General features: G+C 65.7%; 25 protein-coding genes and 2 tRNA genes. 11 read left to right on the top strand and 16 right to left on the bottom strand.

Going from position 1 to position 25,252, the window contains the following annotated elements:
- Positions 1-11: 11 nt before the first annotated feature.
- Positions 12-455, bottom strand: coding sequence for a DUF2306 domain-containing protein (locus GRI55_RS10765; protein ID WP_160767162.1), 444 nt, complete (start codon positions 453-455; stop codon positions 12-14).
- Between GRI55_RS10765 and GRI55_RS10760 the strand changes: the two genes are divergently transcribed.
- Both GRI55_RS10760 and GRI55_RS15245 read left to right on the top strand, forming a co-directional pair.
- Positions 454-648: a hypothetical protein gene (locus GRI55_RS10760; protein WP_160767161.1), complete on the top strand. Its 195-nt coding sequence runs from the start codon at positions 454-456 to the stop codon at positions 646-648. The two genes, GRI55_RS10765 and GRI55_RS10760, sit on opposite strands and share 2 nt — an antisense overlap.
- 64 nt (positions 649-712) lie before the next feature.
- The gene (locus GRI55_RS15245) at positions 713-1,528 is read left to right on the top strand and encodes a LytTR family DNA-binding domain-containing protein (RefSeq protein ID WP_160767160.1); all 816 of its coding nucleotides are present in this window, start codon (positions 713-715) and stop codon (positions 1,526-1,528) included.
- A gap of 34 nt (positions 1,529-1,562) precedes the next feature.
- Here GRI55_RS15245 and GRI55_RS10750 read toward each other — a convergent pair whose 3' ends face one another.
- From GRI55_RS10750 to GRI55_RS10740, 3 genes are all read right to left on the bottom strand, one after another.
- Positions 1,563-2,090 carry a SixA phosphatase family protein gene (locus tag GRI55_RS10750; protein ID WP_160767159.1) on the bottom strand — a complete coding sequence of 176 codons (528 nt, stop codon included), beginning with the start codon at positions 2,088-2,090 and terminating at the stop codon, positions 1,563-1,565.
- Between the two features lie 10 nt (positions 2,091-2,100).
- A complete protein-coding gene (locus GRI55_RS10745; protein ID WP_370873224.1) occupies positions 2,101-4,896 on the bottom strand; it encodes an ATP-dependent DNA helicase in 2,796 nt (931 codons plus the stop codon).
- A 149-nt stretch (positions 4,897-5,045) separates the two neighbouring features.
- Positions 5,046-5,405: a hypothetical protein gene (locus tag GRI55_RS10740; protein ID WP_063510946.1), complete on the bottom strand. Its 360-nt coding sequence runs from the start codon at positions 5,403-5,405 to the stop codon at positions 5,046-5,048.
- A gap of 227 nt (positions 5,406-5,632) precedes the next feature.
- Here GRI55_RS10740 and GRI55_RS10735 point away from each other — a divergent pair, with 227 nt between their 5' ends.
- On the top strand, positions 5,633-7,261 hold the full coding sequence (locus GRI55_RS10735) for a lysine--tRNA ligase (protein WP_160767157.1): 1,629 nt from the start codon (positions 5,633-5,635) through the stop codon (positions 7,259-7,261).
- 138 nt (positions 7,262-7,399) lie between these two features.
- Complete coding sequence (locus GRI55_RS10730) at positions 7,400-8,509, top strand: PAS domain-containing protein (RefSeq protein WP_160767156.1); 1,110 nt, start codon at positions 7,400-7,402, stop codon at positions 8,507-8,509.
- Between the two features lie 5 nt (positions 8,510-8,514).
- Here GRI55_RS10730 and GRI55_RS10725 read toward each other — a convergent pair whose 3' ends face one another.
- Positions 8,515-9,183, bottom strand: a complete 669-nt coding sequence (locus tag GRI55_RS10725; RefSeq protein ID WP_063512450.1) for a prolyl hydroxylase family protein — start codon at positions 9,181-9,183, stop codon at positions 8,515-8,517.
- A gap of 100 nt (positions 9,184-9,283) precedes the next feature.
- On the opposite strand from GRI55_RS10725, the gene GRI55_RS10720 reads away from it, so the two are divergent.
- Positions 9,284-9,832, top strand: a complete 549-nt coding sequence (locus GRI55_RS10720) for a cytochrome b (protein WP_237452497.1) — start codon at positions 9,284-9,286, stop codon at positions 9,830-9,832.
- Between the two features lie 108 nt (positions 9,833-9,940).
- Here GRI55_RS10720 and GRI55_RS10715 read toward each other — a convergent pair whose 3' ends face one another.
- Entirely contained in the window at positions 9,941-10,891 is a 951-nt protein-coding gene (locus GRI55_RS10715) for an RcnB family protein (RefSeq protein WP_202392469.1), read from the bottom strand.
- A gap of 149 nt (positions 10,892-11,040) precedes the next feature.
- On the opposite strand from GRI55_RS10715, the gene GRI55_RS10710 reads away from it, so the two are divergent.
- On the top strand, positions 11,041-11,646 hold the full coding sequence (locus tag GRI55_RS10710) for a PNPOx family protein (protein ID WP_237452496.1): 606 nt from the start codon (positions 11,041-11,043) through the stop codon (positions 11,644-11,646).
- A gap of 9 nt (positions 11,647-11,655) precedes the next feature.
- Here GRI55_RS10710 and GRI55_RS10705 read toward each other — a convergent pair whose 3' ends face one another.
- The 3 genes from GRI55_RS10705 to ettA form a co-directional block, all read right to left on the bottom strand.
- The gene (locus GRI55_RS10705) at positions 11,656-11,925 is read right to left on the bottom strand and encodes an acylphosphatase (RefSeq protein WP_160767154.1); all 270 of its coding nucleotides are present in this window, start codon (positions 11,923-11,925) and stop codon (positions 11,656-11,658) included.
- A 46-nt stretch (positions 11,926-11,971) separates the two neighbouring features.
- Positions 11,972-12,409, bottom strand: a complete 438-nt coding sequence (locus GRI55_RS10700; protein ID WP_050599289.1) for an FKBP-type peptidyl-prolyl cis-trans isomerase — start codon at positions 12,407-12,409, stop codon at positions 11,972-11,974.
- A gap of 237 nt (positions 12,410-12,646) precedes the next feature.
- A complete protein-coding gene (gene ettA, locus GRI55_RS10695; RefSeq protein ID WP_050599288.1) occupies positions 12,647-14,326 on the bottom strand; it encodes an energy-dependent translational throttle protein EttA in 1,680 nt (559 codons plus the stop codon).
- Positions 14,327-14,598: 272 nt separating this feature from the next.
- Between ettA and GRI55_RS10690 the strand changes: the two genes are divergently transcribed.
- Positions 14,599-15,810 (top strand): GGDEF domain-containing protein, encoded by a 1,212-nt coding sequence (locus GRI55_RS10690; RefSeq protein ID WP_050599287.1) that lies wholly within the window; start codon positions 14,599-14,601, stop codon positions 15,808-15,810.
- Positions 15,811-15,940: 130 nt separating this feature from the next.
- On the top strand, positions 15,941-17,146 hold the full coding sequence (locus tag GRI55_RS10685) for a GGDEF domain-containing protein (RefSeq protein WP_160767153.1): 1,206 nt from the start codon (positions 15,941-15,943) through the stop codon (positions 17,144-17,146).
- Here the strand turns inward: GRI55_RS10685 and GRI55_RS10680 are convergent.
- The 5 genes from GRI55_RS10680 to GRI55_RS10660 form a co-directional block, all read right to left on the bottom strand.
- On the bottom strand, positions 17,143-18,405 hold the full coding sequence (locus GRI55_RS10680; RefSeq protein WP_160767152.1) for an MATE family efflux transporter: 1,263 nt from the start codon (positions 18,403-18,405) through the stop codon (positions 17,143-17,145). The genes GRI55_RS10685 and GRI55_RS10680 overlap by 4 nt on opposite strands.
- A gap of 138 nt (positions 18,406-18,543) precedes the next feature.
- Positions 18,544-18,620: transfer RNA gene (locus GRI55_RS10675), tRNA-Pro, on the bottom strand.
- A gap of 27 nt (positions 18,621-18,647) precedes the next feature.
- A tRNA-Ile gene (locus GRI55_RS10670) sits at positions 18,648-18,724 on the bottom strand.
- Positions 18,725-18,780: 56 nt separating this feature from the next.
- Complete coding sequence (locus GRI55_RS10665) at positions 18,781-19,584, bottom strand: polysaccharide deacetylase family protein (protein ID WP_369814687.1); 804 nt, start codon at positions 19,582-19,584, stop codon at positions 18,781-18,783.
- 210 nt (positions 19,585-19,794) lie between these two features.
- Positions 19,795-21,669, bottom strand: coding sequence for a histidine kinase dimerization/phospho-acceptor domain-containing protein (locus GRI55_RS10660; RefSeq protein WP_160767151.1), 1,875 nt, complete (start codon positions 21,667-21,669; stop codon positions 19,795-19,797).
- A 226-nt stretch (positions 21,670-21,895) separates the two neighbouring features.
- Between GRI55_RS10660 and GRI55_RS10655 the strand changes: the two genes are divergently transcribed.
- The 3 genes from GRI55_RS10655 to GRI55_RS10645 are packed head-to-tail and all read left to right on the top strand — an operon-like array spanning position 21,896 to position 23,281.
- Positions 21,896-22,357 (top strand): Lrp/AsnC family transcriptional regulator, encoded by a 462-nt coding sequence (locus tag GRI55_RS10655; protein ID WP_050599282.1) that lies wholly within the window; start codon positions 21,896-21,898, stop codon positions 22,355-22,357.
- The gene (locus tag GRI55_RS10650; RefSeq protein ID WP_307019173.1) at positions 22,354-22,788 is read left to right on the top strand and encodes a GFA family protein; all 435 of its coding nucleotides are present in this window, start codon (positions 22,354-22,356) and stop codon (positions 22,786-22,788) included. The genes GRI55_RS10655 and GRI55_RS10650 overlap by 4 nt, the downstream gene beginning before the upstream one ends.
- Positions 22,789-22,801: 13 nt before the next feature.
- Entirely contained in the window at positions 22,802-23,281 is a 480-nt protein-coding gene (locus tag GRI55_RS10645) for a hypothetical protein (protein ID WP_160767150.1), read from the top strand.
- 61 nt (positions 23,282-23,342) lie between these two features.
- Here the strand turns inward: GRI55_RS10645 and accC are convergent, their stop codons facing one another.
- Both accC and accB read right to left on the bottom strand, forming a co-directional pair.
- Positions 23,343-24,692, bottom strand: coding sequence for an acetyl-CoA carboxylase biotin carboxylase subunit (accC, locus tag GRI55_RS10640; RefSeq protein WP_160767149.1), 1,350 nt, complete (start codon positions 24,690-24,692; stop codon positions 23,343-23,345).
- Positions 24,693-24,700: 8 nt separating this feature from the next.
- Positions 24,701-25,189, bottom strand: a complete 489-nt coding sequence (gene accB / locus GRI55_RS10635) for an acetyl-CoA carboxylase biotin carboxyl carrier protein (protein ID WP_063535154.1) — start codon at positions 25,187-25,189, stop codon at positions 24,701-24,703.
- Between the last annotated feature and the right edge of the window lie 63 nt (positions 25,190-25,252).

Here is a 25,252-nt window from a genome sequence, read left to right as displayed (position 1 = left end):
CCGGCCGGTTGTCACCCGAACACCATACTCCCCAGCAGCCGGCCCGGTATCAGCGTGAAGGATCCGGCGAGGACCAGCCCGATATAGAGCCCGGTCATCACGCCCTGGTGCGCTGCAATACGCTTCTTCCATGCCAGCCAGACACCGACCGGCGCGCAGATGAGCGTCCACACGGTGAACAGGTGGAGCGCGCTGAAGCCGGTCCCGAAGAGACCCGCCCCCGGCGACCGGATGAAGGCCGATGCCAGCGCGGTCACGACCATCAACAGGACCCAGACCCGGCCGAGCCGGCGGTGCCAGCGATCGCCCTTGCGGCGCAGCAGGACGACGGGTCCCAGCAACAGCGCGGACAGCACCGTCGCCAGATGGACGACGATCGGCAAGCTGATCCCGCGCGATGTCTGCATGGCATCCTGCGATCCGAACCCGCCGAATACCATCGATATTCCGGTCATGACCACGGTCGCCGCGATTGTGATCGCAGCGGTCGACAGGATCGAGGGCGGCTTTGCCGCGCCCGTCGTGGTTTCGTTCGGCCTGTTGCGGCTTGCGGTTCTGGGCATGGTGATGTTCCGTCGGTTCGGTTTTTCGTTCAAAGGAACTTCCGGATTGATCGGAGCCGCAGCAAAACAAAGAGGAACTACGTGAACGGTCAGGCAAACACGTGGATGGTCGCCGCTGCCGCGCGAACTGTCCGGGAAGACATTCGGCGGTGACCGACCAGCTTCTCCCGGAACAGTCAGGCCGGCCGAATCGCCGCCCCGGTTCGCGCGAGCGCATGCTCGCCGAAGTCGGCATCGTGGCGCTTGGCGGTGTCTTCCTCGCCCTGATCGGATTCCCGCCTGCGTCAGAGGCATCGCTCGGCATGCAGATGGCTTTCGGTATCGGCGGATGCCTGGCCGGCTGGGCGGTCATGCGCGGGCTGTCGTTGATCGGTGCCGCATCGGCGCGCATGCTCGGCTTGGACGAACTGTGGGGCTATGCCTTTGCCATTCCCGTGGGATCGGTCGTCATCACCTGGGCCATACTCTGGCTGACGGGCGGGACCAGCGGTGCGTTCGGCTCCGCCTTTGCGTTTGCCTGGCCGATGTCGATGCTCATCGCTGTCGCCTTTTTTGTGCTGTTCTTCCTTGCCTATCGCCGCAGCGAAAGGCGAACGGGAGGCGAGATGTCGGCGCCGCGCGGTGACGCGCCGGGCGAAGGTGCATCCGCTTTGACCGAGACCGCCATGCACTGCCGCTTGCCCAAGGGTTTCCCGCGCATCATCGCGATGACGGCGGAGGATCACTACGTGAAGGTGATCGGCGACGGGCGCAGCGAAATGGTCTTGATGTCGCTGTCGGAGGCCGCCGAACTGGTTCCGCCGGGAGCGGGGTTGCGCGTCCATCGCAGCTGGTGGGTGGCGCAATCGGCTATCGCGGGGAGCGAAAAGAGCGGCAGGGACACCAAGATCGTGCTGGCAACCGGCCTCAGGGTGCCCGTGGCTCGCGGGCGCGCTGCGCAGCTAAAGGACGCCGGCCTGATCTGATCCCTCGAGGCCGTTCCCGGCCGGGCAAGTCGCCTCAGTACTCCGGCCCCAGTTCCGCATCGAGATCGCGCGGGCGGGCGAAGTGGGCGAGTACGCCGCAACCGGTGCGCAATTCGCTCCAGTCGTCGATATCGAGCTCGAACACCGCATAGGCAGCGGTGGGGAACTTGACCTTGGCCTCGTCGTACAGCGCGTTTTCCTGCTTGGGCGCGACCAGTTCGAACAGCATGTCACCAAGGCCGGGATTGTGGCCCGACAGCAGCAGCGTATCGCCATCACCGCCTTTCTCGCGGATGATATCCATGATCGTATCGGTTCCCGCGAGATAGAGCCGTTCGTCCCACTCGGGGGCCATGTCGGGCAGCGCTTCGGCCAGCGTGGCCCTGACCCTTTGCGCCGGGCTGGCGAGCAGGCGATCCCATGTGACGCCATGTGCGCGAATGTGGTCGCCGATCACCTGCGCTCCGCGCCGGCCGCGATCGTTGAGCCCGCGATCGAAATCGCGCTTGTCGCTCTGGCCCCAGTCGGACTTGGCATGACGCAGCAGGCCGAGGATCTTCATGCGCGCGTCATCACTGGGGCAGGGTCTCCGCTGTCGAAAGGTCGGCGCTAACAACACCGTTGGCCACGCGCTGTAAAGCCTCTTCGAGCGTCAGCCGCGTGACGGGGGTGCCTTCGGGAAAGGCGGACAGCAGCCGGCTGGGAAAAGCGGGCGAAAGCACGACGAAATGGCCGGCATCCTCGCGCGTGCGGATAAGGCGCCCGAAGGCCTGCGCCAGTCGCGCGCGGATGATGCGGTCGTCATAGCGCTTGGCGCCGCCTTCCTGATCCGCCGCGGCGGCGCGGCGCGCGCGGTGGAGGATGGTCGGGCGCGGCCACGGCACGCTTTCCATCACCACGCAGCGCAGGCTCCGGCCGGGCACGTCGACCCCGTCGCGCAGCGCATCGGTGCCCAGCAGGCTGGCGCGCGGATCGTCGCGGAAGATGTCGGTCAGCGTGCCCGTATCGATCGGATCGACATGCTGCGCATAGAGCGGCAGGCCGGCGCGCGCGAGGCGGTCGGCGATCCGGCCATAGACCGCGCGCATCCGCCGGATCGCGGTAAACAGCCCCAGCACGCCGCCATCGCTCGCCTCGATCAGCCGCGCATAGGCCCCCGCCAGCGCGGGGATATCGCCCTTGCGGATATCGGTGACGATCAGCACTTCTGCACGGCCCGCGTAATCGAAGGGGCTTTGCGCCTCAGCGGTCTTCGGTGCCAGTTCCAGATGCGGCGCGCCGCTCTTGGTGATGGCATGCGGCCAGTCGGGCCCGGTCTCGTCGCGGTCGGTCAGCGTGGCGCTGGTCAGCATGACCCCGTGCGCAGGTTCGAGCACGACCTTGGCGAAGGGCTTCATCGGATCGAGCCAGTGGCGATAGATCCCGACATCGAATTCGCGCGAATCGTTGCGGTCGACCTGCAGCCAGTCGATGAATTCGGGATCGGCCGGCCCGCCGAGCCGCGACAGCAGCGCTTCCCACGCCGCGATCAGGTCGATCCGCCAGGCCAGCGAGTGACGCGCGCCTTCGATGCGTGCACGGCCTTGCCCATCGAGCCAGTCGGGCGCGTCCTCGACGATCGCTTCGAGCCGTCCGGCAAGCTTGAGCAAGGGTGTGCGGATGGCTGCCAGCGCCTGCGCCGCAGTGCCTGCCGCCTCGACCAGCTCGCCGGGGAGCTGGGCGGTCTCGGTTTCGATGCCATAGCCCATTTCGAGCCCGCTTTCATCGCGTGCGAAAGTGGTCGCGCGCACTGCTGCCAGCAAATGTTCGAGCGGGCCCAGCGGGGCGTTCTCGGCGAGCCGGCCAAGCCAGCCGTCCGAGGGCAGCGCCTGCGCGGCAACAACCGCATCTTCGACCGCTTCGCCGCCCGCATCGTCGTAACTGGCGACATCCGCCAGCCGGGCCGCAAGCCCGCGCCGACGTCCGCGGCTGTTCTTTTCGGGGCCGACAATCCAGCGCCGCAGCTCGATCGCTTCCTGCCCGGTCAGCGCGGCGGAAAAGGTACTGTCGGCGGCGTCGAACACGTGGTGTCCTTCGTCGAACACGATCCGCGTCGGGCGGCTGGCAGGATCGCGGCCGCGTGCGGCGTTGACCATCACCAGCGCGTGATTGGCGATCACCAGATCGGCCTGCGCCGCATTGCGGGCGCTGCGTTCGATGAAGCATTTGCGGTAATGGGGGCAGCCGGCATAGACGCATTCGCCGCGCTGGTCGGTCAGCGCGGCAATCCCGCGCTTGCGGAACAGCGTGCCCAGCCAACCGGGCAGGTCGCCGCCGATCATGTCGCCATCCTGCGAATAGGCGGCCCAGCGCGCGACCAGATGCGCAAGGATTGCGGGGCGACCCGCGAACCCGCCCTGCAAGGCGTCTTCCAGATTGAGCAGGCAGAGGTAGTTCTCGCGCCCCTTGCGCACCACCACAGGTGGCGAACCATCGGCGCGTGCGGCAGGCCACGCGCTGCGGCTTTCGCGGCGCAGCTGGCGCTGCAGGTTCTTGGTATAGGTCGATACCCACACGGTCCCGCCCGACCGTTCGGCCCAGAGCGAGGCGGGGGCGAGGTAGCCGAGCGTCTTGCCGATGCCGGTGCCTGCCTGCGCCAGCAGGACATGCGGCCGCTTCTGCCGGTCGCGCGGCCCGAAGACATGCCCTGCATCGCGCGAGAACAGCCGCTGGCCTTCACGCCGTTCGGCGCCTTCGCCGGTCAACCGCTCGAGCTGGGCCTCGATTTCGGGTTCGTCGATGAGCACTTGCGCCGGCTGCGGCCGTTCGGCGGTTTCCTCCCATTCGGGGAGCCGCGTGAACAGCCACTTCTCGGCCCGCTCGGGCCGGCGGACATGCGGCGCGAGCACACCCGCCCAGGGCCATCGCAACCGCGCAAGCGACTGCAGCGTCGACCACGCGCCTTCGCGTTCGGCCCAGTCGTCGCTTTCGCAGGTCGCGACCAGAGCGCCCGCGGCGCGTTGCAGCAGGAGCGGCACTGCCGCGTCGTCCGCCGGTTCTTCGAGGCCCAGCGCATGCGCCAGGCCCTTGGGCGTGGGCACGCAGAAACGGGCGGGATAAACGAAGGCGAACAGTTCGAGCAGATCGAGCCCCGAGAGGTCGGGATAGCCCAGGCGGCTGGCCACCAGCGGCGCATTCATCAGCAATTGCGGCGTATCGGCGGCGGCCATCACGGCTTCGCCCTTCGAACAGCCCCGCGTGGCGCCATTGGCATCGCGCAGCCAGGTGCCTGCGTGGCTGGCGTGCAGGGCGGGGAGGGGCAGGGGCTGGCTCACCGCGCGACCATGATGGGACAGGAACGAAAAGTAAACAGAGCGCGCAGCCGTCATGCCGAGAGGGCTGGCTTGCGGGCCGCGCCGATCGATCGGGGAGGGGGCTGCGGCAATAGGGGCGCTCGCGGGGAAAGCGCCCCTACCCGTCCGGCCAGAGAGGGAATTCCGGACGCCGGCACCGGCTGCCCGGTGCTGCGGTCAGGTGATCAGCATTTGCCGAAGGATTTCGTCACGATGGTGTGCCCGGCAACCGAGACCGTCACCTTGACCCCGGTGGGTATGCCCCAGGTGGTGCAGATGCTGAGACAGGCTTCGGCGGCCGTGCCGTCGGGGATCGAAACGGGGATCGGCAGGCAGACCGAACCGATGCCCAACGGCAGGTTGAGGCAGACCTTGTTGTTCTTCACCGTGACGCTGATGCACTGCGCCTGTACCGCGAATTCTCCGCCGGCCAGGATGTTGGGCCCGCCGTCCGAGTTCTGCAGTCCGACAGCGTCATTGTGCCGTTGGGCCGCGTCGAGCGCATGCTGGACCTTTTCTTCGTCGAAACCAGGATAGTCTGCCATTTTCAACTCCGATGTCTGAGTGACCTGCGGCGCCTTGTGGCCGCGGGGCAATGGTCCGCTTTCCTGGCATCGTTTTCGACTGGAACTCGCTCCACCATGGGGCAGCATCGGCTTGCAAACGGGGCGCTCGCGGCCCGCCATGCGCAAAACATCGAACGAATATGGACCATTCCCGCCGCGCAATTTGCGGCTTGCGTCGTTGCGGCAATTTGGCGAGAGGCGGGCGCATGAGCATGAACGATCTGATCGCCGCCGCACGCGTGTCCAAGGCCTGGCCGTTCCAGGAGGCGCAGCGCCTGCTCAAACGCTATCCCGACGGCGCCAAGCCCGACGGCTCGCCGGTCCTGTTCGAAACCGGTTACGGCCCCAGCGGGCTGCCGCATATCGGCACGTTCCAGGAAGTTCTGCGCACCACGCTGGTGCGCCGCGCCTTCGAAGCGCTGATCGGCGCCAAGCCCGAAGACGGCAAGACGCGGCTGGTCGCGTTCTCCGACGATATGGACGGGCTGCGCAAGGTGCCCGACAACGTGCCCAACCAGCAGCTGCTGCAGGACAATCTGCACCTGCCGTTGAGCCGGGTGCCCAATCCCTTCGACAGCGAGCACGCCAGCTTCGCCGCGCACAACAACGCGATGCTCCGCGAATTCCTCGACCGCTTCGGTTTCCAGTACGAGTTCGTCTCGGCCAGCGATCGCTACAATTCGGGTGCCTTCGACGAGGCGCTGCGCCAGGTATTGCGCACCAACCAGCAAATTCTCGACATCATGTTGCCGACGCTGCGCGAGGAACGCCGCCAGACCTATTCGCCGGTGCTGCCGGTCAGCCCGCAGACCGGACGCGTGCTGCAGGTGCCGGTCGAGGTGGTCGATGCCGAGGCGGGCACGATCCGCTTCACCGACGAGGACGGGACCGTCGTCGAGCAGAGCGCGCTGAGCGGCATGAGCAAGCTGCAGTGGAAGGTCGACTGGGCAATGCGCTGGTATGCGCTGGGCGTCGATTACGAGATGTACGGCAAGGATCTGACTGACAGCGGCGTGCAGTCGGGCAAGATCGTGCAGGTGCTGGGCGGGCGCAAGCCCGAGGGATTGATCTACGAGCTGTTCCTCGACGAGAACGGCGAGAAGATCTCCAAGTCCAAGGGCAACGGGCTGACCATCGACGAATGGCTGACCTATGGTTCGGAAGAGAGCCTCGGCTTCTACATCTTCCCCAATCCCAAAAGCGCCAAGCAGCTGCACGTCGGCGTGATCCCGCGCGCGGTGGACGATTACTGGCAGTTCCGCGAGCGGCTGGCCGAGCAGGAGCTCGACAAGCAGCTCGGCAATCCGGTGTGGCACCTGGCGCGGGCCAATGGCGGTTTCGAAGCGGCGGAAGCTCCGGGCGCGGGCGACAGCCTGCCGGTGACTTACGGCTTGCTGCTCAACCTCGCCAGCGTGCTGGGCGCCGAGGCAAGCGAAGATGCGCTGCGCGATTACCTCGCCAGCTATATCGGCGATGGCCGGATCACGCCCGAGCTCGAAGTGCTCATCGCCACGGCGGTGACTTATACGCGGGACTACATCGTCCCCACGCTGGACAAGCGTGCCCCCAGCACGAACGAGGCCAAGGCGCTGCGAGCGCTCGACAGCTATCTGGCGCAAGCCGCCGAGGACACCAGTGCGGAAGACCTGCAGACGCAGGTTTACGAGATCGGCAAGCGCGAGGAATACGGTTTCGCCTCGCTGCGCGACTGGTTCAAGGCGCTCTACCAGACGCTGCTCGGCAGCGACCAGGGCCCGCGCATGGGCAGCTTCATCGCGCTTTACGGCGTCGCCAACACCCGGCAGCTGATCGCCGAGGCGCTCGCGCGTCAATAGAAGCGAGCGGGCGGCAAGGCCGCCGGGCGTCCGCTTCGTCTACGTCCCTCTTCGGACTTGCCATCGTGCGCGGTTGGCGACAGTCTTTGTGCGACAACAGGCGTTTCATACGACAGGGGACACACCATGGGGCGGGCCATGGACTCAGAGGACACCGAAAATAAGGGCGCCGGCCCCCTGGATGATACCATCGACGAGGCTGCGCATAACGCGCAGATCGTCGGCCAGCTTGCCGATCTCAAGATCGGCTCGTCGCAGCTATTCCTCCAGACCACCGAACAGACGCGGATGGCGCTGTGCATTGCCGATCCGTACCAAGACGATTGCCCGATCGTGTATTGCAATCAGGCCTTTCTCGACCTGACCGGCTATGCCCGCGACGAGGTCATCGGCCGCAACTGCCGCTTCCTGCAGGGCCCCGCGACCAGGCAGTCGGCGACGAAGCGGCTGGGCGACGCGATGCGCACGGCGGAATATACCGTCGTCGACGTCCTCAATTACCGCAAGGATGGCACGGCCTTCTGGAACGCGGTGCATGTCGGGCCGATCTACGACGAACAGGGCGAACTCGCCTATTTCTTCGGGTCGCAATGGGACATCACCGAGCTGCTCGCCGCGCGCGAGACGATCGTCGAAGGCGAGCGGGTGGCCAAGGAACTGCGGCATCGCACCGACAATCTGTTCGCCGTGCTGACCGCGATCGTCCGCCTGTCCGCGCGCGGTTCGAGCGATGTCGCCGAGCTCGCCGGGAAAGTCGAGCGGCGGATCGAGGCATTGGCCGGGGCGCACCGCGCCTCGCTGTCGAGCGAGGCGCTCGAGCACGATCAGACCGATCTGCTTACCCTGGTCGAATCCGTGATGCGGCCATACCGCAACGCCTATGCCGACCGGATCGAACTCGGCGGTGAACCGACCCGGTTACCTCGTCAGCATGTCACCCCGATCGGGCTGACCATGCACGAACTGGCGACCAATGCGCTTAAATACGGTTCGCTTTCGCATGAGGACGGCAAGGTCCATATCGAATGGCAGGTCAGCCGCGACATGCTGGTGGTCGAGTGGATCGAACGCCGCGAAAAAGGTGCCGGCACATTGGCGCATGAGCCCGAGATCAAGGGCACCGGTTCGGGTACGCGGCTGATCGACGGGGTCATTCGCGGTCTCGGCGGCAGCGTGGACGTGCGTTTCGAGCCCGAAGGGCTGAAGGCAGTTATCCGCGTGCCTACGCGTTCGCGCAAGGCGAACTGACCGGGTCAGCTGTGCTTGCGCGTGCGGTACCACTTGGTCAGCACGTATTTCTGCCCCCTGATCACGGGTGTGCCCGCATGCAGCGTGTATTCGTTGGGCACCCCTTCAACGGTGGCATTGTTCCACACCAGCAGCACGCCGGGTTTGGGCTCGATCGAGGCGCCGATCTCGACGAAATGTGTGTGCCCGCCTTCTTCGACTTCGTTGAGAAAGGCCATCGCGGTCCAGCAGCGCTGCCCGCCGCGCTTGCGTTCGAGTTTCCAGTATTCCTGGTCGGTATAGAACCAGTCGTTGTGCGGCTTGAATTCCTGCCCGGGCAGATAGCGCTGGCCCTGGATGTTCTCGCCGACATTGGCCGGCAGACCAAGCACATCGTCGATGCGGCGCGAAATCGCTTTGATGAAGGGATCGTGAGGGTCGAAATTGCCCGAATAGGATGTGCGGAACTTGGCGACATAGGCGGTTTCGTGCAGCTCGCTCGGCCGGGCGACAGCATCGATCATATGCGTCAGCCGGCGGCATTCCTCGCCGGACAGGAAATCGCCGATGGCGTAGATCTCGGCCGCGTCGGTGGGCACCTTGTAGGCTTGCGGATCGCTCTCGAGGCGCTGGCGCACCCGCGCACCGACGCGCTTGAGGGCATCCTGATCGGGAACACTCGCAGTCTTGCTCATGCGCTCCTGTTAGCAACCGTGCCGGAGGCTTCAAGTAAGGCGCTTGTCGCACGGCATGTGCACGCTAGGATCGGGCCGGGTCAAAGCAGGAGCAGGAATGATGAGCGATACGAATGCGCGCCGCTATTCGACCGGGGCCATGGTGTTTCATTGGGTTATCGCGGTCCTCGTGATCGCGAACTGGCAGATCGCCGAACGCGCCGAAGCGCTGGACATGCCGGCGAAGATCGAGATGTTCGGTTATCACAAGGCCGTCGGGATCATGATCCTCGTATTGACCCTGGGTCGCTTGTTGTGGCGGTTTACGCATCCGGTACCGCCGCTTCCAGCCACGATCAGCGGCTGGGAAGCCGCACTGGCGCGCACGGTCCATGTCGTTTTCTACGTCCTGCTGATCGGCTTGCCGCTGGGCGGCTGGCTGGCAAATTCGCTCAGCGGCCGCGATATCGAGATGTTCGGCCTGTTCACCATTCCGCCGCTGCCGGTGCGCGAGAACGGTGACCTGGCGGGCCGCATCTTCGATGCCCATGCGCTGGGCGGGACGGTCTTTCTGGCGCTGATCGTCCTGCATGTCCTCGGCGCGCTCAAGCACACTTTTGTCGACCGTAGCGGGGGTATCTTCCGCATGCTGCCCTTCGGCCGGGCCTGACAAACCGGCTTTCTGTCCTGGGCTAGGGACGAAAAAGCCCCCGCCAATCGCTTGGCGGGGGCTCTGTCACCGTCCAGCCCACTCTCGAAAGCTGGCTGGCGGTATGGCTTACCAGAAGAAGTCGTGGATGACGTCGACGACCTCGCCGCTGTAGATATCGACCAGCAACACGTCGTCGTAGTAGCGCACCCAGCGATAGGGTCCGTAGACGGCGGGCAGGCGGTAGCGACCGGGATCGTTGATCCAGTAACGGCTGCCGAAGAACAGGTTACCGATGCGTGCCCCGATGCTCAGCCGGCGATAGCGGTAGTCGCGATAAGGCGCGTAATAGCGGCCGAGCCGGAAGATGCTGCGGTTGCCCAGACGGTACCGCTGCCAGTCGTAGCGGTGGTTGTTGCGCCACCGGCGCTGGTCCCAGCGATTGTAGCTGTGCCAGCGGCGGCCGTCGTAATAGCGTGCGCGGCGGGCATCCTGACGCGCGCTGCGCTGCACATCCTGCCTGTACCGGCGTTCCTGGCGTGCATCCCGGCGGCGTTCGGCGCGGTAACGCTCCTGCCTGAGCTGACGATCCTCGCGCGCGTCGCGGCGCCGTTCGCTGCGATAGGCGTTCTGACGCGCACTGACATCGCGGCGTGCCTCGCGCCGTTGCTGCGCACGCTGGGCATCACGTGCGGCGTCGCGCTGCACACGCTGGCGCTGCTGGCTGCGTTCCTGTCGCTCTGCCTGGCGGCGCTGGGCTGCGGCGCGTTCTGCGCGTTGCGCTTCCCCGCGCCGGCTTTCCGTTCGTGCACGCCGGATGTCGGCGCGGTTGTCGCCGCGATCGACTTGAACCGATCGCCGTTCGCTGCGCACGTTGCGGAATTCGCGGGCATCCATTTGGCGCATGCGCTCGCGTGCGGCACGCTGTTGACGCGCTTCACTCCGATCGCCGCGGTCGCGTTGGGCCCGTTCGCCGCGTTCGCGCGATTGTGCTTCCGCCGGGGCGGGCAGGGCAGTGATGGCCATCGCCGCGGCAAGCGCGCTCAGGGCCGTGCCTTTCATCAGCTTGGTCAGGTTCATGGAGCTTGTCCTCATGCTTGCGTTTGAAGCCGCTCCACCACCTGCGGCACCGATGTCGCACTTTGTATCACAACGGCCTGACGCGAAACTGAACCGGTTGGTCAGGTTGTTGTTCATGTTTAGTTGGCAAAACATGAACGCACTGACACTTGGCACGATCGTTCGATACCGGCATTGCCATGGACATGTACGACACGCTCGATGAAGTCCGCACCGATATCGCCGCACGTCTTTCGGCCGCGGCCAACGACCGCAGATCGGCGATGCACAGCCCCGTCGTGGCGACGGCCGATGCCGATGCGCGGGTGATGGTACTGCGCGCATTCGATGCGGACAGCTGGTTGCTGCGGTTCCATACCGATGTCCGGTCGCCCAAGGTTGCGGTCATCGAAGCCGATCCTCGCATCGGGGTTCTCGCCTATGACAGGCAGGCGAAGATCCAGTTGCGGCTTCGCGGCACCGGCCGCATCGAACGGACCGGGCTGGTTGCCGATGCAGCCTGGTCGCAGAGCAACAATTTCGCGCGGAGATGCTATCTTGGGGAGGGACCGGGCGTGGCGGCGGATCATCCCACTTCGGGATTGCCGGAGCGCTTCGAAGGCGTCGAGCCGACCGACGACGAAGTGCAGGTCGCGCGCGAAAACTTCGCCGTGCTGCTGGTTCAGGTGGATCAGGCGGACTGGTTCAGCCTGGCGCATACCGGGCACCGGCGTGCAGTGCTGACTGCCGGCGATGGCCAGTGGATATCGCCCTAGCGGCGTCTGTCAGCGCCGTTCGAAGCGATCGTATCCCTGCGCGCTTGTCTGCTCTGCGTCGACAGTGTCGGGTGCGGCGCGCGGCGGGCCGTCATGCATGGCGGCGATCATCTGGTCGACCGCGGCCTGCGGCCCTTCTACATGCGCTTCGACGGTGCCGTCGGGCAGGTTCCTGACCCAGCCGGCGAGGCCCAGCGCGGCAGCGGTCTCGACCGTCCAGTCGCGGTAGAACACGCCCTGGACGCGTCCGCGTGCGATGAGGCGGCGGGCGGCCGTCACGCCGCGGGTGATCCGCGATACGTGCCGCCCGCCCGCCAAGTCATTGTCAGGCCGCCTGCTTGATGTCACGCAGCGTGATCGCGAAGCTGATGTCCTCGCCTGCCAGCGGATGATTGCCGTCGGCCTTGACCGTCTGTTCGCCGACTTCGACGATATAGAGCGTCAGCGGCTGGCCGTCGGGCGACTGGGCCTGCATGGCCATGCCCGGCTGCGGGGCGGGCTCGGGCGGCAGGTTTTCACGCGGAATGTCGATCACCAGTTCGTCGCGGCGGGGCCCGAAAGCGCTGTCCGAAGCGATTTCGACGGTTTCTTCGTCGCCCACTTCCATGCCGGTCAGCGCCTGTTCGATCTGCGGGAAGATCTGCCCGCTGCCCAGTTCGATGTCCTGCGGACCCATTTCCTCGGTCGTGCCGACGACTTCGCCGTCGCCTCTGCGCAGCACGTAGTCGATCGATACGGTGTCGCCGTTGTTGGGAGTTGTCATGACTGTCCTTTTCGAGATTTGGTGTGGCGGCGGCGATGCGCCGCGCGGGGACGCGCCCATTGCAGGGCGCCTTGCCCGCGATTGTCGCAACTCGGCCTGCACTAGTCAAACGCAGTCGGCCCGGAGCGCCCACGGGACAGCGCAAACTTGGCGCGCAGCCGTGCGCGCGATGGGGAAAGGTCCGACCGGGCCGCGGAGCACCTGCGTGCCGCGGCCCGGGATGACGGGGGCCGGTGGTTACCGGGTCAGCTTCTTGTACGCCAGGCGCGTGGGACGATCCGCCGCATCGCCGAGGCGGCGGCGCTTGTCTTCTTCATAGGCTTCGAAATTGCCTTCGAACCATTCGACATGGCTGTCGCCCTCGAATGCGAGGATATGCGTCGCCAGCCGGTCGAGGAAGAAGCGGTCATGGCTGATGACCACCGCACAGCCGGCGAAATTCTCGATCGCTTCCTCGAGCGCGGCGAGCGTTTCGACGTCGAGGTCGTTGGTCGGTTCGTCGAGCAGCAGGACGTTGCCGCCCTCCTTGAGCATCTTGGCCATGTGGACGCGGTTGCGTTCACCGCCCGACAGCTTGCCGACGTTCTTCTGCTGGTCGGCCCCCTTGAAGTTGAATGCGCCGACATAGGCGCGCGTGCTGGTGTCGTGGCCGTTGACCTTCATGTAATCCAGCCCGTCGGAGATTTCCTCCCAGACGTTGTTCTTCGGATTGAGATGGTCGCGGCTCTGGTCGACATAGCCGAGATGGACGGTCGAACCGATTTCCACCGTGCCGCTGTCGGGTTCTTCCTTGCCGGTGAGGATCTTGAACAGCGTCGACTTGCCCGCGCCGTTGGGACCGATCACGCCGACGATGCCGCCCGGGGGCAGCATGAAGGACAGGTTTTCGAAGAGCAGCTTGTCGCCATAGGCCTTGGAAATGTTCTTGGCCTCGATCACCTTGCCGCCGAGCCGTTCGGGGACCTGGATGACGATCTGCGCCTTGCCCGGCTTGCGGTCCTTCTGGCCCTCCTGCAGTTCCTCGAACTTGCGGATACGCGCCTTCGACTTGGTCTGGCGCGCGCTGGGCGTCTGCCGGATCCATTCGAGTTCGCGCGACAGCGCCTTGGAGCGCCCGCTTTCCTCGCGGCTTTCCTGCTCGAGACGCTTGGCCTTCTTCTCGAGATAGGTCGAGTAATTGCCTTCGTAGGGATAGTACGACCCGCGATCGAGCTCGAGGATCCATTCCACTACATTGTCGAGGAAGTAGCGATCGTGGGTGATCATCAGCACCGCGCCCGCATATTCCTTGAGATGGTTTTCCAGCCACTGGACGCTTTCCGCGTCGAGGTGGTTGGTCGGTTCGTCGAGCAGCAGGATCGACGGCTTCTGGATCAGCAGGCGGGTCAGCGCCACGCGGCGCTTTTCACCGCCCGACAGGTCGGTCACCGCCCAGTCGCCCGGCGGACAGCGCAGCGCTTCCATCGCGACTTCGAGCTGGTTGTCGAGCGTCCAGCCGTCGACCGCGTCGATCTGCTCCTGCAGCGTGCCCATCTCTTCCATCAGGGCATCGAAATCGGTGTCCTCCTGCGGATCGCCCATTTCCGCGCTGATGGCGTTGAAACGATCGACCTTGTCGGCGATCTCGCGTGCGCCGTCCTTGACGTTTTCGAGCACGGTCTTGCTCTCGTCGAGTTCGGGCTCCTGTTCGAGATAGCCGACGGTGATGTTCTCGCCCGGCCATGCCTCGCCGGTGAAATCGGTGTCGATCCCCGCCATGATCTTGATCAGCGTCGACTTGCCCGCCCCGTTGGGACCGACGATGCCGATTTTCGCGCCCTGGTAGAACTGCAGGCTGATGTTGCTGAGCACCGGCTTGGAAGCGCCGGGGAAGGTCTTGGTCATGTCCTTCATGACGAATGCGTACTGGGCGGCCATGGGCGGGGTCCTTCGGATCGGTTTGGGATGACGGGCACGGGCGTCCCGCAAGCTTTGCCGCGCAGATAGTCGCACCGACGCCACGGGGCAAGCATGGGGAATGCCATATGCGGCGGGTGCGGGCGAACCGCGGCAACTGGCGCAGCCCCGGTCGATTGGCGGCTGGACTTTTCAACCGCGAAACACGATGGGAGCGCCGATTGGGGTATTCCCTTATACGTTCTATTAACAGGGCGCCCCTAAAATGCCGGCAGGAAGGGTAGGGACAGTCCATGCGCGAACAGATTATGGGCATGATCACCCCGACGATGTCGATCGTGTTCTTCGCGGTCTTCCTCATCATGTGGTGGCGCGGGAAGATGGGCAATTACGTGCTCGGCTTCGCGTCGGCCTATCTGCTGTTCGCGATCGGTTTCGGGACGACCCACCTGTTCGACACGGGCTCCCCCTACGTCTTCCACATCACCCAGTTCTTCTATTCGCTTAGCACGGCGACCGCGATCTGGGCGCTAACCAAGCGCGCCGGACAGCCGCCCTATCTCGGGGTGCTGCTGGTTATCTACGGCCTGTCGGCGGCCACGCTGGCGGTGGCGGTGCTGACCAGCCCGGATATTTCCTCGCGGCTGATCATCGTCAATGTCGGCTATGGCGCGATGTATCTCGTGTGCCTGATGTCGCTGCTGGGCGGTCCGCGGCACGAAGCGATCGACAAGCTGATCATTGCCGCGCACTCGGTTCTGGCCGCGCAGTTCATGATCCGCCCGGTCCTGACGCTGCTGATCGAACAGTCGATCCCGGCCAGCGTCTACCGGCAGTCGGTCTATTACTCGGTCCTCAATCTGTCGCTTGCGCTGATCGCGCTGATGAGCGCGATGGTCCTGGTCGGCGCCTGCCTCTACGACCAGATCAAGGCCGTACGCGAACAGGCCGATCTGGACGGCCTGACCAAGCTGCGCACGCGCCGGGCCTTCGAACAGGGCGTGGTCACGCTGCTCGAGCGGGCCAACCAGGAATGCGCGCCCGTGTCGCTGGTGGTTGCCGATATCGACCACTTCAAGGCGGTCAACGACGTCTGGGGGCACCAGGCCGGTGACAAGGCGATCGCCCAGTTCGGCGAGATCGTTCGCGGGACCATTCGCGAAACCGATATTGCCGGGCGCATCGGCGGCGAGGAATTCTGCATCCTCGCGTGGAACTGCGATGAACAGGCCGCGGTCTCGCTGGCCGAACGCATTCGCCGCAAGTTCGCGCAGGCGCAGATCGAAGGATTGCCCGGCGACCAGCGCCTGACCGCCAGTTTCGGCGTTGCCGGACGCGGCGAGGGTGAAGGTTATGGCAAGCTGTTCGCACGCACCGATGGGGCGCTCTATGCGGCCAAGGAAAATGGTCGCAACTGCATCGTGCGCGACGGCGAGGGCAAGAAGCGCGGGGTCGTGACATCCATTGCCGAACTGGCCGACAAGCGGCACGAAGCCAACGCCTGACCGCAGTTTCCGGCGCGGCCGGTCCATGTCATCGCTGGTGTCATACGCGGTATCCACCAGTAAAAGCGGTATTCTTTAACCACCTTTAACTGTTATCACCTAAGCAAGGGGTGAAGGGTCGAGGTGTAGCATGTCGGAGAATATTCTCGCGTTGGCGAACCCCATGCTCAACATGGTGTTCGGTATCGCCTTCCTGATATTGTGGCGCCGCGAACCCGGCGCCAGCTGGATCGCGATCATATCCGTAAGCTATTTCGCAAGCGCGGCTGGTTTTTTCATCTTCCACCTTACGCCCGATCCCAACGGCATCCCGGCGGTCGTGGCGATGCACCTGTTCTATTCCCTGGGCACCATCGCCATGGTCTGGGGTATCGGCACGCGCTACGGCCAGCTGATCCCGCACCGCCTCTACGCGTTTATCGCGGGGCTTGGCCTCGTCATGATGGTGGGGGCGAGCTTCGGGGCGGATTACAACGCGCGGCTCTACGCCGCGAACGCCAGCTATGGGCTGATCCTTGCGCTGGGAACGCAGGCGATCGCCCGCAAGGCGGGCAGTGAACTGCTCGACAAGGCGATCCTCTTCCTGCTCGCGATGGGCGCCTTCCAGTTCTTCGTCCGCCCGCTGGTCGCGATCATGGTCCAGGGCGAGATGACCGCCGTGGAATACCGCGAGACCCCGTTCTACGCCGTGATGGTCGTCTGGCTCGCGCTGGCTGCGGTCCTGATGGCCCTGATCCTGCTGGGGGCCGCGCTGACCGATCAGACCAAGGCGGTGCGCGACGATGCGGAGCGCGATACGCTGACGGGTCTGAAAGTGCGCGGCCCCTTCGAAACGCAGGCGATCGCCATGCTGCAGCGCGCGCGGGAGGAGGATGTCCCGATCAGCGTGATCGTAGCCGATATCGATCACTTCAAGCGGGTCAACGATATCTGGGGGCACCAGGTCGGTGACAGTGCGATTGCCGGTTTCGGCGATTTGCTGCGTTCGGCGATCCGGTCGACCGATATTGCCGGGCGGGTCGGCGGCGAGGAATTCTGCCTGTTCGTGTGGGACTGCCCCGCCGGGCCGACGCGCAAACTCGCCGAGCGGATCCGGACCCGCTTCGAACACATGCAGATCGAGGGCATTTCCGACGGTGTCCGCCTGACCGCCAGTTTCGGCATTGCGCAGTGGGAACCCGACGAAGGTTACGGCCGGCTGTTCGCGCGCGCCGATGCGGCGCTCTATCGGGCGAAACAGGCGGGCCGGAACCGCATCGTGTCGCAGGATGAGGGGATGCTGCTTGCCATGGGACCGCATCGGCAGGGCCCCGACATGCGCCGCGCTCGCGTCTAGGCCATTTCGCGGCGCAGCAACCGCGGCATCAGCGCCAGCTGCAATCCGGCGCGCAGCACCAGGAAGCCGATGAAGCTGGCCCACAGCCCGTGATTGCCCAGCGGCCATGTCAGCCACAGCATGACGCCATAGCCCAGCGCGGCGCCCGCCATCGACAGCAGCAGTGCGCGCGTCCAGCTGGCACCTACGAACACCCCGTCGAGCACGAACCCGGAAAATCCCACCAGCGGGATCGCCACGATCCACGGCCACAGCGTGCGCGCTTCGGCGGCGACCGCGGGCGTCGCCGCGAAACTGTCGGTGATCGTCCCGCCCGCCCCGGCAAATCCCGCCGACAGAAGGATCGCCACGCCGAGACAGCGCCACAGGATCGCCCGGACCAGCGCGGTAAACCCGGCGCGGTCGCCATCGCCCGCCCGCTCGCCATTGAGTACCTGGGCGGCGTTCTCGAACCCGTCGAGCAGCAGTGCGGCGAGCACGAACAATTGGTAGACGATGCCGTTGGCCGCCAGCGTCACCGCGCCGCGTTCCGCCCCCAGCCGGGTCAGCATCGCGATCGCCACCATCAGCACCACCGTTCGCAGGAAGAGGTCGCGGTTGATTGCCAGGAACGGCCCGAGCGCGCGCAGGGAAATGTTCGCGCGGTCTGCCAGCGCGGCGCACAGATCATTCCCCGCCAGATACCAGATCAGCGCGCCGGTCGCCGCCAGCTTGGCGAACTCGGCAATGAAGCTCGACCAGCCAATCCCGGCGATGCTCCAGTCCAGCCCCAGCGCCAGCCACAGGCCCAGCGCGATGTTGAGCAGATTGTAGAAGATCTCGATCGCCAGCACTTCGCGCATCCGCCGCCGCCCGACGAGGAAGCCGATCAGCGCGAAATTCACCAGCACTGCCGGCGCGCTCCAGTAGCGGATGTCGGCATAGAGGACGGCTGCCGTGCGGACACGCGCTTCGGCACCCAGCGCATCGAGCATCAGCGGCAGCAGCACCGGCTTGGCCAGCAGCAGCATCGCCGCGATCGCGAGGCCGACCACCACGCCCTTGACCAGCACCTGCGCCTGCGCGTGCTGGCCCACGCGCGTGCCCGCCTGCGCGACGAGGCCGGTGGTGCCGGTCTTGAGGAAGTTCATGACGGTGAATAGAGCGGCGAACAGCTTGGCACCGATATCGACTGCGCCCTGAGTCGGGGCATCGCCCAATTGCCCGACGATCCACATGTCACCCACGCCGATCAGCGCCGTGGCGACATTGGTCACCATCGCGGGCAGCGCGATGGCCCAGATGAGCCGCGGATCGACAGCCGATGGTGCGGAGAGTGTCAGGCCTTGCTCCTCACACGCGGGGCCGGGTCGTTCGGCCGGCCGAAGCGGCCACCGGGCCGTCTGGCGATGAAAAACTGGTCGGGGAGACTGGATTCGAACCAGCGACCCCTTGTACCCAAAACAAGTGCGCTACCAGGCTGCGCCACTCCCCGACCGGTTTTCCCGCAAGACGCCGAGCTTGGTGGGCCCGGCAGGACTCGAACCCGCGACCTAGCCGTTATGAGCGGCCAGCTCTAACCAACTGAGCTACAGGCCCCCAGCCACGTCGTGCGGAACAGCGCGCCTAGCCGCGCGGCGATGGGCTGGCAAGCGCTAGGCGTCGACCGATGCCATGATTTCTTCGACCGTGGTCGGTCGCACGCCGCGCGTGTCGAGATAGGCATAGACCCCGCGAAACCAGTCGTAGAGGGCATCGAGGTCGGCCTCGGTGCGGACATAGGGGGTGTGCCCCGCGGCGAGCGACGGGCTGTGGAAGCTGAGCACTAGCACGGGCAACTGGTCGTCGATGGCGATGTCGATCGCGCGCAGCGCTTCGTCCATGCTCACGCCTTCGGGGGTCAGGCCGATCCGCTCGAGCAGGCCGAGGCGGGACAGCGCCCCGCCGAGCCGGGGGAACCTCGTCGTGAGCGGGAAAACGTGGCCGCCCTGCTGGCGCAGCAGGCCCCAGAACACCGTGGTCAGCGGAAGTTCGATCAGCTTGTGGTCGGGATCGGTCCAGTAGGGCGTGACCGGGTGGCGGGCATAATCGGGCCCCTGCGTCGCCGAATAGTCGTAACGCGCGCGCACCGAGCTATCGATGGCGATCCCGGTTTCGCTGAGCAACTTGGCGGTCTGCGGGCCCAGCCCGTAGCGGCCCGCGCGGTAGATCCGCGGCAGCGTGCCGAAGCCTTCCTCGATCGTATCGCGCAGCTTGCGGAACTTGGCCTCTTCCAGTTCGACCGGAAGGTTGCCGGCATAGCTGTGATGAGCGTTGACCTGTTCGGTATGCGGCGGATTGACCCACGGGTGCAATTGCACGCCCACCTCGGCCGTGCCCGCGCGGACCGCATCGCCGATGATCTCGCGCGCGAGCGGGTCGGTGGCGATGGGCCAATCGACCAGATAGACCGGCACCACGCCGATCCCCTCGCAGAATTCCTGGAAACCCGAAATCGCGCGGACGTGGCTCAGCCCATAGCCATCGGCACGGAAAGGGGCATTCCAGTCGAATTCCTCCTCGGTGTCGACCGTCAGCAGCGACCGCTGACCGAACCCTTCGGTAAACCGGACCTGCTGCGAGGGTACGGGCGGGTCGAGGAGGTTGGCATGTGCGATGGTGGGCGTGTCCTAGCCGGCGGCGCGATCGGGCGCATCGACAGGGCTAGGCAGCGGCTCGGCAGCGGTCAAGAGCGGCAGGCTGAGGACCAGCGCATCGCCCTCGCGCGCCAGTTCGCCGCCCGCGGCGCGCGTTTCGGCGCGGGCGAGGCGGAGCGAGAAACCGGCGCCGAATATGCCCGAACTCAGCGTGCTGCCGCCTGCGCGGACATCGGAAGAGAAGATATCCTCGGCCTTGGCCAGCTTGGCGGGCAAGGCGATCCGCAGCGCGACCTGTTCGCCATCCTGCACCATCGCCAGCGCGACATGTTCGCCCGCAGCGGTTGCGCCGGCCATTGTTGCCAGCACGCGCCAGCCGAGCATCTCGGCTTCCTCGCGGGCCAGCGCCAATGGTGCGGTATCGGCGGCAAGCTCTGCTTCGAAGCGGGACACGCGCGGGCTGAGGACGCTCTGCAACTGATCGACCTGGGCACGGACGATGGCGGCGAAATCGCTTTCGCCCGCCTCGAGATCGAGCGCGCCGGTCTCGAGCCGCGCCAGCCGGTCGAGCTCGTCGAAACCCGCGAGGATGCGCGCCGAGTCGCCCGCGATCGAGGCGGCCAGCGCGCGGTACTCATGCGGGGTCGGGCCGAACACCTGCTGCTGGATGACTTCGGCATAGCCCTGCATCGCATTGACCGGCGTGCGCAGTTCGTGGAGCAGCTGGCGCAGTCGGTCGGCACCGCGCTGGGCGCGGTCGTCGACCGCCGCAATCGCGCGGCGGAAGCGACCGACATAGCCATGGAAGCGCCCGTCGCCGCGGGTGAAGCGCGGCGCGGCATCGACGATCCAGTCTCCCTCGATCGCCTCGGCCCCGCGCAGCGTGATCGGCATGTCGCGCAGCGGCTGGCGATTGGCGAAACCGGCGGCGAAATCGCCGCCCAGCGGCGCATGGGCGCGGCGCTGCGATAGGTCGATCCCGACCACCAGCGGGGCAATCGCGGGTTCGGCCCAGTCGATCCGGCCCTCGGAATTGGTCCCGAAATTGAAGGAATCGATCGGTTTGCGGGCAACCGGCTGCTCGAGCTCGGCCATCGGCAGGGTCGGCGCATCGCCTGGGGCGGTGCGCGGCGCACGCGCCTTGCGAAAGGTTTCGATCCGTTCGACCAGCGCGCGAATGCCGTCGGACTTGTCGGGATCCTGCGCGGCGGAAGCAGGCACGGGATCGACAGGACCGACAGGCTCGGCAAGTTCGGGGGCGACCGGCGGCCCTTCGGGTTCGACGGGCCTGGTGGGCTCGGCCGCTTCGGTCGGGGGTGGCGCGGGGTCCGGCGACTGCGCCTGCGCCTGCGCCTGCGCCGTACGCAGCGTGAAGGGCGCGGGACCATGCATGCCAGCGCCGGTGTCCGCGGGCCCCTCGGCTTTCGCGGGCAGTGCTGCGGGCTCTTTCGCAGCCACGGTCTTCGGCATCGGCAGCGCGCGGTCGGATACACCCAGCCGGTCGAGCACGCGCACGGCAGCCGACGGCAGGTCGCGGCGATGCCGCAGGAAGCCGCGCGTCCGGATCGGCAGCGTGGGAATGATCCCGGCCCATTCCTCGCCCGTGAGATCGGCGCGCTGCAAAGCCGCCGCGGCGATCGCGGGATGCGCCTCGCCGAACCAGCGAACCAGTTCGGGATTGCGGAACCGCCAGCCGTTTTCGCCCACGATCGCGGCGCGTTCTCCGGTCGGGATCATGTCGGTCAACGCGATCAGCCGGAGATAGGCCGCCGCCTTGAGCGCGGAGTCGCCGCCACCCTGCGGCCGTTCACCCAGCAGGTCGAGCAACTGCCGGAACTGCGTCTTCGCCGCGCGCTCGCCGGCGGCGCGGTGGCGCAGCACAGTGGCAAGGCGATCGTCGAAATGCATGGATTCTCCGGGGGTGGCGAGGGTTTGCGACAGTTACCCCATCGCAGGCCAGGGTTTCTACCGCTGTAAAACTTACAATGAACGGAAAGTTGCCAGCGCGTTGCAAAGCGGGACAATTGCTGGCAAGACTAATAATGTTAGCCAAGACGCCTGTGTCGCGTTGTTAACATTTCGTGGAAGTTTCGCGATGCCACATCGCGGCGTAAGGGTAGCAGGGGCAATGAGTATGGCCAATCTCGACGATATCGACCGGCGGCTGCTGGGGGAACTCCAGTCCGAAGGGCGAATCACCAATGTCGAACTGGCACACCGGGTCGGGTTGACGGCCCCGCCATGCCTGCGGCGTGTCCGCGCGCTGGAAGAAGAGGGCGTGATCCGCGGCTACCATGCCGAGCTCGATCCGTCCAAGCTGGGCTTCTCGATCACCGTCTTCGCGATGGTCAGCCTCAAGAGCCAGGCCGAAGACGCGCTGCGCGAATTCGAAGTGGCGATGCGCGACCTGCCCGAAGTGCGCGAAGTGCACATGCTCAACGGTGAAATCGACTTCATCATCAAGATCGTCAGCGAAGATCTGCAGAGCTTCCAGGAGTTCCTGACCAGCAAGCTGACCCCGGCACCCAATGTCGAAAGCGTGAAAACCTCGCTCACCATCCGCACCAGCAAGCTCGAGCCCGGCGTCCCGCTGTGAGCGGTGCCGCGCGGATCGAGGGCCATTGCCTGTGCGGCGCGGTCACCATCGCGCTCGACAATCCGGCGCAGCATATCGAGATCTGCCAGTGTGACATGTGCCGCCGCTGGGCGGGTTCGTTCTACAGCGCGCAGACCGGCGAATCCGTCCGCATCTCGGGCGAGGGCAGTGCCACCATCTACCGCTCGAGCGAATGGGCCGAACGCGCTTTCTGCGCGCATTGCGGCAGCAATCTGTGGTTCCGCTTCCTGCCGACGGGGGGCCGCAGTTTCTCCGCGGGCCTGTTCGATGCCGCTGCCAAACATGCGATCGAGAAGGAAATTTTCGTCGACGAACGCGCCGACTGGTGCCGCATCGAAGGCGACCACCCCCGCCAGACCGGCGCCGAGGTGATCGCCGAGGCCGAGGCGGCGGGTTTCAAATTCAACTGACGGACGTCGCCGCGTGCCACCAACCAGAGTTCGGTTCTCCGGCGGATACCTGGCCATCGTGATGCTGGCAGGGGCTGTAGGCGCGATCTCCGTGGCGCTGATCGCGCTGATCCCGGCAATCGAAGTGGAACCGTCCTCGGCCCGGGGCAGCGAGGTGATTGCGTATCTCGCCCAATTGCGTTGGCAGGGCATCAGCATACCGCTGGTGCTCTTCGCCGCGGCGGTCACCTACAACCTCGGTCAGATGGCCCGTCGATGGATCGATGAAACCGCGGTGCTGGCCAATGACGAGGGATTGCGGTTTCACCCCTCTATCAGGAAGGATCCGCTGGGCTGGGACGAAGTTCGCCACATCCGTGCGGAATCGCGGTTCGGTGCGATGCAACTGCACATCCGCACGGTGGCCGGGAAGCGGTTTCGGATCACCCCGTGCGATCACGACGAGGTACGGGCGCTGGTCGCACGATTTGCGGCCATGAGCGACGAAACCTAGGCGCTGAACCCACCGAGCAGTCGCGAACCTGCCGATCGTACCGGAACTGGCCGAACTTCTGTTAGGCCTCGCGCGTCTTGAGCCATTCCTCGAGCCATTTGATCGAGTAGTTGCCGCTCTTCACATCGTCCTGCTGGAGCAGTTCCTGGTGCAGCGGAATGCTCGTCTTCACGCCTTCGACCACCATTTCCTCGAGCGCGCGCTTGAGCCGCATCATGCAGCGTTCGCGGTCGCGGCCGTAGACGATCAGCTTGGCGATCATGCTGTCGTAATAGGGCGGGATCGAATAGCCGGCGTACAGCCCGCTATCGACCCGGACATGCATCCCGCCGGCCGCGTGGTAATAGGTGATCTTGCCGGGGCTGGGCGTGAAATCGAACGGGTCTTCGGCGTTGATCCGGCATTCGATCGCGTGGCCCTTGAACTCGACTTCGTCCTGCGTGACCGACAGCGGCTTGCCCGCTGCGATACGGATCTGTTCGCGGACCAGGTCGATCCCGGTAATCATTTCGGTGACCGGGTGTTCGACCTGCAGGCGGGTGTTCATCTCGATGAAATAGAACTCGCCGTTTTCCCACAGGAATTCGATCGTGCCGGCACCGCGATAGCCCATGTCGCGCATCGCCTTCGAGCAGACCTCGCCCATCCGCATGCGGTCTTCCTCGCCCAGCACGGGGGAGGGGGCTTCCTCGAGCACCTTCTGGTGGCGCCGCTGGAGCGAACAGTCGCGCTCGCCCAGGTGGATGGCGTTGCCCTTGCCATCGCCGAATACCTGGAACTCGATATGGCGCGGGTTGCCGAGGTATTTCTCGATATAGACGGTGGCATCGCCGAAGGCTGCTTTCGCCTCGTTGCCGGCCTGCTGCATCAGCGTTTCGAGCTGGTCTTCGCTTTCGCAGACCTTCATCCCGCGCCCGCCGCCGCCGCTGGCAGCCTTGATGATGACGGGGTAGCCGATTTCGGCGGCGATCGCGCGGGCTTCGCCGATCTCGCTGACTGCGCCGTCGCTCCCGGGAACGAGCGGCAGGCCCAGCGCGCCCGCGGTCCGCTTGGCGGCGACCTTGTCGCCCATCGTGCGGATATGTTCGGGCTTGGGGCCGATCCAGGCGATGTCGTGCGCTTCGACGATCTCGGCGAACTTGGCGTTTTCGGACAGGAAGCCGTAGCCGGGATGGATCGCGTCGGCATGGCTGACTTCGGCCGCCGAAATGATGTTGGCCACGTTGAGATAGCTGTCGGTCGCGCTGGGCGGGCCGATGCAGACCGCGTGGTCGGCCAGTCGCACGTGCATGGCATCGGCATCGGCGGTGGAATGCACCGCCACCGTCTCGATACCCATTTCATGGGCGGCGCGGTGGATGCGCAGCGCGATTTCGCCGCGATTGGCGATCAGGATGCGGGAGATACTCACGGGCGCGCTCAGCCGATGACGACGAGCGGCTGGTCGAATTCGACCGGCTGGGCGTTCTCGACCAGGATCGACTTGACCGTCCCGGCCTTGTCGGCGGTGATCGGGTTCATCACCTTCATCGCCTCGACGATCAGCAGCGTCTGCCCTTCGCTCACGCTGTCCCCCGGCTTGACGAAATTCGCCGCGCCGGGTTCGGATGCGAGGTAGACCGTGCCGACCATCGGCGACTTGACCGCGCCGGCGGTATCGATGTCGGCAGCGGATGTCTCGGGCGTCGGCGCCGCGGCGCTCGGGGCCGGCGCTGCCGCAGGGGCGGGCGCCGCGGCCGGTGCCGCAGCCATCGCCACGCCGCCGCGCGCAACGCGGATCTTGCGTTCGCCATCTTCGACTTCGATTTCGGTCAGTCCGGTGTCGCCCAGCATTTCGGCGAGCTCGCGAACGAGAGCGGTGTCGACATTCATACCGGACTTGCCGGTGCTGCCTTTACGATCGGCCATGGAACCCCTTGCGTATTGTTTGCGCCGCCTATGCTACCCGCGCGGCGTTTGGGCAAGGGGTGA

The sequence above is a fragment of the Qipengyuania citrea genome (assembly GCF_009828015.1).
In the GTDB taxonomy this organism is placed as follows: Bacteria; Pseudomonadota; Alphaproteobacteria; order Sphingomonadales; family Sphingomonadaceae; genus Qipengyuania; species Qipengyuania citrea.
The sequence above is the reverse complement of the archived record's forward strand: the minus strand, read 5'-3'. Positions and strand labels throughout refer to the sequence as shown.

Bases quoted from the DNA above. Each gene is read 5' to 3' on its own strand.
- GRI55_RS10685 (WP_160767153.1), top strand. From the start codon at position 15,941: ATGTCGGAGAATATTCTCGCGTTGGCGAACCCCATGCTCAACATGGTG.
- accB (WP_063535154.1), bottom strand. From the start codon at position 25,189: ATGGCCGATCGTAAAGGCAGCACCGGCAAGTCCGGTATGAATGTCGAC.
- GRI55_RS10660 (WP_160767151.1), bottom strand. From the start codon at position 21,669: ATGCATTTCGACGATCGCCTTGCCACTGTGCTGCGCCACCGCGCCGCC.
- ettA (WP_050599288.1), bottom strand. From the start codon at position 14,326: ATGGCCGCCCAGTACGCATTCGTCATGAAGGACATGACCAAGACCTTC.
- GRI55_RS10740 (WP_063510946.1), bottom strand. From the start codon at position 5,405: ATGGCAGACTATCCTGGTTTCGACGAAGAAAAGGTCCAGCATGCGCTC.
- GRI55_RS10730 (WP_160767156.1), top strand. From the start codon at position 7,400: ATGGACTCAGAGGACACCGAAAATAAGGGCGCCGGCCCCCTGGATGAT.
- GRI55_RS10735 (WP_160767157.1), top strand. From the start codon at position 5,633: ATGAGCATGAACGATCTGATCGCCGCCGCACGCGTGTCCAAGGCCTGG.
- GRI55_RS10760 (WP_160767161.1), top strand. From the start codon at position 454: ATGACCACGGTCGCCGCGATTGTGATCGCAGCGGTCGACAGGATCGAG.
- GRI55_RS10750 (WP_160767159.1), bottom strand. From the start codon at position 2,090: ATGAAGATCCTCGGCCTGCTGCGTCATGCCAAGTCCGACTGGGGCCAG.
- GRI55_RS10700 (WP_050599289.1), bottom strand. From the start codon at position 12,409: ATGACAACTCCCAACAACGGCGACACCGTATCGATCGACTACGTGCTG.
- GRI55_RS10715 (WP_202392469.1), bottom strand. From the start codon at position 10,891: ATGAACCTGACCAAGCTGATGAAAGGCACGGCCCTGAGCGCGCTTGCC.
- GRI55_RS10725 (WP_063512450.1), bottom strand. From the start codon at position 9,183: ATGAGCAAGACTGCGAGTGTTCCCGATCAGGATGCCCTCAAGCGCGTC.
- GRI55_RS10765 (WP_160767162.1), bottom strand. From the start codon at position 455: ATGACCGGAATATCGATGGTATTCGGCGGGTTCGGATCGCAGGATGCC.
- GRI55_RS10745 (WP_370873224.1), bottom strand. From the start codon at position 4,896: ATGACGGCTGCGCGCTCTGTTTACTTTTCGTTCCTGTCCCATCATGGT.
- GRI55_RS10720 (WP_237452497.1), top strand. From the start codon at position 9,284: ATGAGCGATACGAATGCGCGCCGCTATTCGACCGGGGCCATGGTGTTT.
- GRI55_RS10690 (WP_050599287.1), top strand. From the start codon at position 14,599: ATGCGCGAACAGATTATGGGCATGATCACCCCGACGATGTCGATCGTG.
- GRI55_RS10680 (WP_160767152.1), bottom strand. From the start codon at position 18,405: ATGGTGACCAATGTCGCCACGGCGCTGATCGGCGTGGGTGACATGTGG.
- GRI55_RS10655 (WP_050599282.1), top strand. From the start codon at position 21,896: ATGGCCAATCTCGACGATATCGACCGGCGGCTGCTGGGGGAACTCCAG.